Consider the following 8,771-nt stretch of genomic DNA (forward strand, 5'->3'; position numbering starts at 1 on the left):
ACATGAGGACCTCCGGTTTTGCGGTGACGGAACTAGACACCCATCACTTCGCCCGGAGGTCCTCCCTCATGTCAACAAGGTCCGTGGTCAATACATCTAGGAGCCGGCGAGGTCGAGGGTGACCCCCTCCGACTCCAACCGGGTACGGCGCCCCCCGGCGGGCGCCGTACCCCGCGACAGGACGACCGACCCGTCGACCGCCCACGCCGCGAGCGCCACCTCGAGCAGCTCGGCGAGGTCGTCGCCGGCGACGTGCACGCGCACCTGGGCAGGCCAGTCCCGCCGGGGCACGAGGTCCTCGTATGCCGTGGTGCCGGCGGCCGTCCGCACGGCCGGGTCCTGCGGCCCGGGCTCGTCCCAGGCCGCGAACTGGTCGGCGTAGGTCGACAGCTCCCTCGCCTCGTCCATGGCGTCGGCAGGCACGGGCCCCTCGGACTGACGGGCGAGCGCCGCGAGGGTCACGAGGACGGCCGGGCCGCCCGCAGCCGCAGCGCGCTGCGCGTCGTCGGTGACGAGGAGGTCGACCGCCGCGCCCCCGACGTCCGGTGCCTCGGCCCCGGGCCCGTCCGCGAGGACCACGGTCGCGCCGACGGACCAGGCCGCCAGGGCCCAGTACAGGGACCGCCAGTGCGCCGGGAGGTCGAGGAGCACGGCCGAGCCGACCCCGAGGTCCCACTCCTCCTGCAGGGCGTTGGCGGCCTTGCTCACCCAGTTGCCCAGCACCTTGGCGCTCAGCTCGATCCGCTCTCCTGCGGTTGGGCCGGGGGTGTCGTCGTAGCAGGTGATGCGGGGGCGGCCGGGGTCCGTGCGGAGCATCGTGGCCAGGACGTCGGACGGGGTCGGCATGGGTGCCACCCTAGGGGCGCTAGCGTTGCGGGCTGTGAGCAGCCGCGCGCCCCGCAGCTACCCCTACACCCCTGACCCCGGCGACCTGCCCCTGCTGCGGGGTGAGGCGTGGGGCGGCCTGCTCGTCTCCCGCATCGTGGTGGGAGTCGCCTCGTGGCTCGTCCTCGGCGCGGTCGGCGCGGGCGACCTCGCCCTGCTCGGCTGGTGGCAGCCGTGGGTGGCCGGACCGGTCCTGCTCGTCCTGCTCGCCGTGGCGGCCGGGGTCGCCGCGATGGTGCCGGCCCGCCCCCTGCCCGTGTGGTCCACCGCCCTGCTGCTGCTCCTGTCCGTCGGGGCGAGCGTGTGGGCGGGGTGGACGCACTCCGAGCAGGTGCTGCCGCGACGTGACTCCGGCTCCTACCTGCAGTCCGCGATCCAGCTCGCGGCCGGCCACGCGCGCCCGATCGACGTGCCTTCCCGCTCCGTCGGCGGTCCCGACGTCCTGCGGCTGCCCGGCGTGACGCTCGCCAGCCCCGCCTTCTACTCGGTGGGCTCGCCGACGTCACCGTCGATCCAGCCGCAGTTCCCCGTCGGCCCCAGCGCCTGGTACTCCGTGGCCTGGTGGCTCGGCGGTGCGGACGCGGCGTTCTGGCTCGCCGCAGCCCTGTTCGGGGTGACGGTCCTCGCGGTCGGGCTGCTGGGCTCCCTGCTCGTCGGCCCGCGGTGGGGACCGCTCGCCGCGCTGGCCACCAGCCTGCTCTTCCCGCTCCTGCACGTCGCGCGCTCGACCTACTCCGAGCCGGTGGCGCTGCCCGCCCTCGGCGCGGCGCTGGTGGCGCTCACCATGGCGGCGCGGTCGGGGCCCGCCGGGGACGCGGCCGCGTCGCGCCGGGCCGCGGCCGTCGCGGGCGCGCTGCTCGGCGGCAGCATCGTGGTGCGCGTGGACGCCCTGCGCGAGGTGGTCCTGCTCGTGGTGGTGGCCGCCCTCGCCGGCGCCCAGCGCCAGGTGTGGGCCCGCGCGCTCGTCGTGGGTGCGCTGGCAGCCTCGGCCGTCGCGTTCGGGCTGACGTGGCTGACCTCGTCGCAGTACCTCGGCAGCATCGCCGGGTCGCTGCTCCCCCTGGTCGCGCTGGGCCTGGCCGTCGGGGTCGGGGGTGCCGTGCTCGTCGCCGGCGCCCACCGCGGCTGGTCACTCGGGGCCCTGGCGTCGGCCTGGCTGCCCCGTGCCCTCACGGGCCTGTTCGTGCTCGTCGGCGCCTTCCTCGCCTCGCGGCCGCTGTGGCAGACGGTTCGGCAGTCGGCGGCCGACTCCGGGTCTCGCGTCGTTGCCGGCCTCCAGGCGCGGCAGGGGCTGCCCGTGGACGGGGGGCGCACCTACGCCGAGCAGTCGCTGACCTGGATGTCGTGGTGGATCGGGCCCGTGGCGCTGGTGCTGGCCCTGGTCGCCACCGCCGTCCTCGCCCACCGGGCCGCGTCGTCGTGGGTGGAGGGGCGCGAGCTGCCGGCGTGGACCGGTCCGGCCGTGGTCGGGGTGGGGTCCACGCTCCTCACCCTCTACCGGCCGGGCATCACCCCCGACCACCCGTGGGCCGACCGGCGCCTCGTGATCGCCCTCCCGACGGTGGTGCTCCTCACGGTCGCGTGCGCCGCGGTGGTGTCGCGGTGGTCCACCCGGCGCCTGCCGTATGCCGTGAACGTCGCCACGAGCCTGCTCGTGGCGGTGGCGCTCGTCGTCCCGGCGGGGCTGGCCACCTGGCCGCACCGCGACGAGCGGGTCGAGCAGGGGGAGCTGGCGGCGGTCGACCGGGTGTGCTCCGCGATGCAGCCTGGGGACGTCGCGATCATGGTCGACTCGCGTGCCGCCAACGAGTGGCCGCAGGTGCTGCGCGGCTACTGCGGGGTGCCATCGCTGTCGACGACGTCCGCGCTGCGCCACGACCTGCCGCGGCTGCGCTCGACCCTGTCGCAGGTCGCGTCCGCGGTGCAGGCGCGCGGCGGCCGACTGGTCCTCGTGGCCGCCGACGGCCCGAAGGCCCTCACCGACCTCGGGCTGACGACCGGGACCAAGGCCGTGGACACGACCGTCCGCGAGGACGCGCGGCTGCTCGAGCGGCGCCCCGACCACCTGGTCGCGCTGCCGCTGCTCGTGTGGCTCAGCCGCCTCGACGGCTGAGCACCCGCACGGTCAGCCGCGGCGCGCGAAGGCGTCGGCGGCGAGCCGGCGCACCGCGGCATACGTGCCCCGGTCGGCGGCCACGATGATGCCGGGGGTCAGGGCCGAGGGGGAGTAGGGCGTGCCGTCGGGGTGTCCCACGGCGCCCCCGGCCTCGCACACCATCAGCGAGCCCGGGGAGTGGTCCCAAGGGCTGTTGCGCGCGTAGAGGATGTAGTCGGTCGCGCCCTCGATGAGGCGCGGGTAGTCGACGCCGCAGCAGACCCACGACCCGGTGAGGGCCGGCAGGTCGCCCAGGCTGTGCCCGCGCAGCGGCCAGATCGAGGTGACGCCGTGGGGTGCGACGTCGTCGGCGACCGGCTGGCGGGTGACCCGCTGCCCGTTGCGCCAGACGCCGGCGCCCTTCTCGGCGACCCAGCCGACCTCGTGCTCGGGCTGCCAGATCCAGCCGCGGACGGTCTCCCCGCCCTTGACCTCGCTGACCATGACCGCGTGGTCGGGGGAGCCGTGGACGAAGTTCTTGGTGCCGTCGACCGGGTCGACCGTGAAGGCGTGCTCGGCCGCCACGAACTGGCTGATCGCGGTGGGGTCGGTGGCGGTCCGCTCCTCGCCGAGGACGAACGCGTCCGGGTATGCCGCCGCGAGCTCGCGGGTGAGGATCGCCTCGGACTCCTGGTCGGCGACGGTGACCAGGTCGCCCGGGTTCTTCTCCATCACCTCGCCGTCGGCCAGCGACCGGAATCGGGGGGTGATGACCTCGGCGGCCACGGTCTTGAGCAGGTCCAGCACCTCGTCGGTGTCCACGGACCCCACCGTTCCACACCGCGCCGCGCCGCACGAACTCGGGGCGGGCCCCGGCCGGTAGGCTCGCGGACGAGATGAGCGAACCTACCCAGACCTTCCCGGTGCCCGAGAGCCCCGCGACCGAGGTCATCAGCACCGGCCTGCCCGCCCCGACGACGACCTCCGCCGCCCCGGCGCGCGGCGACGTGCCGGTGCACCCGGCCGACGCGGCATACCTGCCGGCGACGGAGGTGGCCACCCGCGCGGCCGACGGCGACCCGTCGAAGCCGTACGTCACGATCGTGCTGCCCTGCTACAACGAGGGCCGGCACGTCATGCGCGAGATCGAGCGGATCACCGCGGCGATGGACGCCAGCGAGCTGACGTACGAGCTGCTGTGCATCGACGACGCGTCGACCGACGACACCCTCGAGGTGCTCCACCGGGCGGCCGCGGAGTACCCCCACATCCGCGTGATGCCGTTCCGCCGCAACGGCGGCAGCGGCACGGCCCGGCGGATCGGCACCCAGCAGGCCCACGGCGAGATCGTGGTCTGGACCGACGCCGACATGACGTACGAGAACGAGCGCATCCCCGAGCTCGTGCGGATCCTGCGCGACGACCCGACCTACGACCAGGTCGTCGGCGCCCGCACCACCGAGGAGGGCACCCACAAGTGGGCCCGCGTCCCGGCGAAGTGGCTCATCCGCAAGATCGCCGAGAAGCTCACGAACCAGACGATCCCCGACCTCAACTCGGGGCTGCGGGCGTTCCGCCGCGAGGTCTCGCTGCCGTACCTGCGGCTGCTGCCGCCCGGGTTCAGCTGCGTCACGACCATCACCCTGGCGTTCCTGTCCAACCAGCACGACATCAAGTACGTGCCGACGAGCTACGCCAAGCGCGAGGGCGTCTCGAAGTTCCACTTCGTGCGCGATGCCTACCGCTACATCCTGCAGGTCCTGCGGATGGTCATGTACTTCGACCCGCTCAAGGTCCTCATGCCGCCGGCGCTGTGGATGCTGGTCATCGGCGTCGTCAAGGCGGTCGTCGACATGGTCCGGCACCCGTTCTACTTCCCGGCGAGCACCGTGCTGCTGATCGTCAGCGGCATCATGATCGGGTCGCTGGCGCTGCTGTCCGACCTGGTCGTGCGCTCGCGGGCGGGTGTGTGAGCACGGCGTCGCTCAAGGTCGCGGTCGTCGGTCCGACCCACCCGTACAAGGGCGGGGTCGCCGCCCACACGACGAGCCTGGCGCACGAGCTCGCCGACGCCGGGCACGACGTCACCCTGGTGTCGTGGTCGCACCTGTACCCCAGCCGGCTCTACCCCGGTGAGCAGGCGGTCCCCGGCGGGGCGCCCGACGTGGAGCCGTTCCCGCGCACCGTCCGCGCCCTGAGCTGGGCCCGCCCCGACACGTGGGTGCGCACCGGCCGCCGGCTGCGCGCGTTCGACGTCGTGCTCGTCGTGCACGTCATCCCGGCCGTCGTCCCGGCCCACCTCGCGCTGCTGCGCGCCGCAGGCGTCGGTCGCCGCCGGGCCGCCCGGGCCGCCGGTGCCCACGCGCGGCCCCGCACCGTCGTGATCGCGCACAACGTCCTGCCGCACGAGCCCCACGTCGGCGACCGCGAGCTCATGCAGCAGTTCCTGGAGCGGGTCGACGCGGTGCTGGTGCACAGCGAGGACCAGGCGCGCCTGGCCCGCGAGCTGCACGCCCCGCACGTCAGCGTCGCCGAGCTGCCGCCGCACCTGCCCGGCGGCCCGCCGGTCGACCGGCCCGAGCACGACGGCCCGCCACGACTGCTGGCCCTCGGGCTGGTGCGCGAGTACAAGGGCGTCGACCTGCTCCTCGAGGCCCTCGCCGAGGTGCCCGGCCCCACGCTCACCGTCGCGGGGGAGATGTGGGGCGCCGCCGGTGACCGGGTCAAGCAGCTCGCGGCCGACCCGCGGCTGCGCGGCCGGGTCGAGGTCCACGGCGGGTACGTGCCCGCCGAGCGGCTCGCGCCGCTGCTGGCCGGCCACGACGTGCTGACCCTGACCTACCGCAGCGCGACCGCGTCCCAGAACGCCCTGCTCGGCCAGCGCCACGGCCTCCCGGTCCTCGCCACGGACGTCGCCGGCTTCGGCCGCCAGGTCCGCGACGGGGTCGACGGGCTCGTCGTGCCCCCCAACGACCGCGAGGCGCTCGTCGGAGCCCTGCGGCGCCTCGCCGAGCCCGGGTATGCCGAGCAGCTCCGCTCGGCGGTGCGGCCGCCGGACCTGTCCGGGCCCTGGGCGCGCTACCTCGGTGCCATCGAGGCGCTCGCGAGCGTCGAGCCGGCCGCAGAGCCCGACACCACCGACGAGGACGAGGACCCCCGCGAGACCGGCGCCGCCGCGGTCGCGGGTCGGCTGGGCCGACGGCTCACGACCGGCGTGCGGGGGCTCGTGGCGGCAGCCAGGCCGGACGTCGAGATCGGGCCCACCGACCTGCCCGACTGGATCCGCCCCTCCGACGTCCTCGCCGACGCCCAGGACGCCGACGACGCCAAGGCGTTCGCCCGCGCGCTCGGCCTGCCCCGCTGCTCCGACGGCATCGCCGCCTGGGCCGCCCTGGGCGCGCTCGCGGCGATCGTCCGCGTGCGCGACGACGGGCGGCGCACCGCGGTCATCGTCGACGAGAGCGGCAGCCGCTCGCCCCTGTCCCGGTGGGCCCGCGCCATCGGGTTCGCGCCCGTGGAGCTCGAGCTCACGGGGCCGCGCTCGAGCGTCGAGGTCCTCGACGTCGACACCGCCTCGCTCGACGTCATCGTGCGGCTGCACCCCGGCGGCTGCGACGCCGACGACGTCGACGAGGCCATGAGCCAGGCGTCGTGGGCGCTGCGCCCCGGCGGGCTGCTCTGCCTCACCCTGCCGATCGGCCACCCCGGCGCCGACGGGGCGCTCGGCCCGGCCGACGTCCGCGGCGTCCTGGCCCGTGCGCACGACCTCGGCTTCGTCCTCGTGGGCGACCTCGACGGCGACATCACCGAGCGCATGCGGCGCGCCAGCGGCACCTCGCGCCGCACCGACGCGGCATACAGCCTGTTGCGCCTGACCCTGAGGCGGCGCTGATGACGCGCGCCCGGGTCCTCACCGCCCTGCGCATCGTCCTGGCCCTGCTGGTGGTGGCGGCGGTCGCGCTCGCGGTCGCCCGCAACTGGGCCGAGGTGTCGAAGGACATCGACCGCATCAGCGGGGGCACGTTCGCCCTCGCCGCCCTGCTCGTCTGCATCCCCCCGGTGCTGACCATGCTGGGGTGGCGGGTGCTGCTCGCCGACCTCGGCACCCCGCTGCACGTGGCGCCGGCCGGTGGCGTGTTCTTCGTCGGCCAGCTCGGCAAGTACCTCCCCGGCGCCGTCTGGAGCATCGTCGCGCAGGCGGAGATGGGGGCGCGCCTGGAGATCCCGCGGCGCCGTTCGGCCGTGGTGGCCTTCGTCAGCGTCGCCCTCGCCGCGATCTGCGGGCTCATCGTCGGGCTGCCCGCGCTGCCGCTGCTCCTCGGGCTCGGCGGGGGAGCGGCGACCACCGGGTGGTTCCTTCTGCTCGTCGTGCCGCTGCTCGCCGTGGTTCTCTACCCGCGGCTGCTCAACTGGGGCATCGCGCTGGTCCTGCGCGTCCTGCGCCGGGAGCCGCTGGAGCACACGCTGTCCGGTCGTGCCGTCCTCACCTCGAGCGCGCTGTTCATCGGGGCGTGGATCGCCTCCGGCTCGCACGTGCTGGTGCTCGCCCGGGCGACGAGCAGCGGGTACGACGGTGGCCGGCTCCTGCTCGGGACCTTGAGCGGGTTCGCCCTGGCCTCCTCGCTCGCGATGTTCAGCGTCCTGCTGCCCGCGGGGGTCGGGGTCCGCGAGGGGCTGCTCGTGCTCATCCTCGGACCCGTCACCTCGACCTCGGCCGCGACGGCCGTGGTCGTGATCTCGCGCTTCCTCACCGTCATGGCCGACGTCGTGTTCGCGCTGCTGGGCTGGGCGTACGCCCGCTCGCACCACCTGCTGACCTCGCGCGAGGAGCGGGTGGCCGAGCACGTCGTCGTGCCCGAGGACCGGGAACGATAGGTTGCGCCAATGACGACTCCAGACGAGGCCGCCGCCTCGGGCCAGGTCGCCGCGCCGCCCGGGGGACCCCTGCTCGCCGTCGCCAAGCGAGCCGCCGAGCACGTCCTGTGGGCGCGCGTCGCGGTGCAGCGCCGAGCCGAGGCCCGACGCGGGTATGCCGCGAGCCGGCCGGTCCCGCACTCGGTCCCGCCCACCGCCGTCCTGCGGACCGCCGCCGACTGGGAGCGGGCCGTGGCCGAGGGCAGGCACCTGCGGCTGCCGCTGCACCGCGACGCCCCGAAGAACTGGGACGCGCTCGGTGCGGTGGGCGCCGTCCTCACCCTCGCCGACGACGGCTCGCGCACGGCACGCGTCATGGACGCCGGCAGCGCGCGCTACTCGCCGGTGCTGCCGTGGCTGCGGCTCTACGGCCTGGGCGGCGCACCCGACTCCCTGCTCGGCATCAACCTCGAGTTCGGCGACGAGGTGCGTCGCGACGGCGTGGTGTTCCGGCACGGGGACGTGACCGCCACGGGCCTGCCCGACGGATCGCTCGACGCCATCACGTGCATGTCCGTCATCGAGCACGGCGTGCCGCTGGAGGGCTTCCTGCGCGAGAGCGCGCGGGTGCTGCGCCCCGGAGGAGTGCTCTGCGTCTCCACCGACTACGACCAGGACCCGCCCGACACCACCGGCCGCACGGCATACGGCACGCCGGTGAAGATCTTCGGCCCGGCGGATATCAGCGCGCTCGTCTCGATGGCCGACGCCGCGGGGCTCGAGCTGGTCGGCGACCTGTCGACGTCGGACGCGCTGTCGCACGCCGAGCGGCCCGTGCACTGGGACCGCGTCGACCTGGACTACACCTTCATCCTGCTGACCTTCCGCCGGCGCCGAGCCCGCTGACGCCCGAGGGCCGCCCGCGGTGTGCGGGCGC

Annotated in this window: 7 protein-coding genes; 5 read left to right on the forward strand and 2 right to left on the reverse strand. The window is 75.1% G+C overall.

What is annotated here, in order from left to right:
• Window positions 1–96 precede the first annotated feature (96 nt).
• Complete coding sequence (locus tag ACFUC1_RS19340; protein ID WP_379122726.1) at window positions 97–846, reverse strand: TIGR03089 family protein; 750 nt, start codon at window positions 844–846, stop codon at window positions 97–99.
• 34 nt (window positions 847–880) lie between these two features.
• Between ACFUC1_RS19340 and ACFUC1_RS19345 the strand changes: the two genes are divergently transcribed.
• On the forward strand, window positions 881–2,998 hold the full coding sequence (locus ACFUC1_RS19345; RefSeq protein ID WP_379122728.1) for a hypothetical protein: 2,118 nt from the start codon (window positions 881–883) through the stop codon (window positions 2,996–2,998).
• 12 nt (window positions 2,999–3,010) lie between these two features.
• Here ACFUC1_RS19345 and ACFUC1_RS19350 read toward each other — a convergent pair whose 3' ends face one another.
• The gene (locus tag ACFUC1_RS19350) at window positions 3,011–3,802 is read right to left on the reverse strand and encodes an inositol monophosphatase family protein (RefSeq protein ID WP_379122730.1); all 792 of its coding nucleotides are present in this window, start codon (window positions 3,800–3,802) and stop codon (window positions 3,011–3,013) included.
• 74 nt (window positions 3,803–3,876) lie between these two features.
• Between ACFUC1_RS19350 and ACFUC1_RS19355 the strand changes: the two genes are divergently transcribed.
• The 4 genes from ACFUC1_RS19355 to ACFUC1_RS19370 are packed head-to-tail and all read left to right on the forward strand — an operon-like array spanning window position 3,877 to window position 8,740.
• On the forward strand, window positions 3,877–4,953 hold the full coding sequence (locus ACFUC1_RS19355) for a glycosyltransferase family 2 protein (RefSeq protein WP_379122732.1): 1,077 nt from the start codon (window positions 3,877–3,879) through the stop codon (window positions 4,951–4,953).
• Entirely contained in the window at window positions 4,950–6,872 is a 1,923-nt protein-coding gene (locus ACFUC1_RS19360) for a glycosyltransferase (RefSeq protein WP_379122734.1), read from the forward strand. Before ACFUC1_RS19355 ends, ACFUC1_RS19360 begins: the two co-directional genes overlap by 4 nt.
• The gene (locus ACFUC1_RS19365) at window positions 6,872–7,855 is read left to right on the forward strand and encodes a lysylphosphatidylglycerol synthase domain-containing protein (RefSeq protein WP_379122736.1); all 984 of its coding nucleotides are present in this window, start codon (window positions 6,872–6,874) and stop codon (window positions 7,853–7,855) included. The genes ACFUC1_RS19360 and ACFUC1_RS19365 overlap by 1 nt, the downstream gene beginning before the upstream one ends.
• A 9-nt stretch (window positions 7,856–7,864) precedes the next feature.
• Window positions 7,865–8,740 (forward strand): class I SAM-dependent methyltransferase, encoded by an 876-nt coding sequence (locus ACFUC1_RS19370; RefSeq protein ID WP_379122738.1) that lies wholly within the window; start codon window positions 7,865–7,867, stop codon window positions 8,738–8,740.
• Window positions 8,741–8,771: the final 31 nt, after the last annotated feature.

This window comes from Pedococcus sp. NPDC057267 (genome assembly GCF_042668795.1).
In the GTDB taxonomy this organism is placed as follows: Bacteria; Actinomycetota; Actinomycetes; order Actinomycetales; family Dermatophilaceae; genus Pedococcus.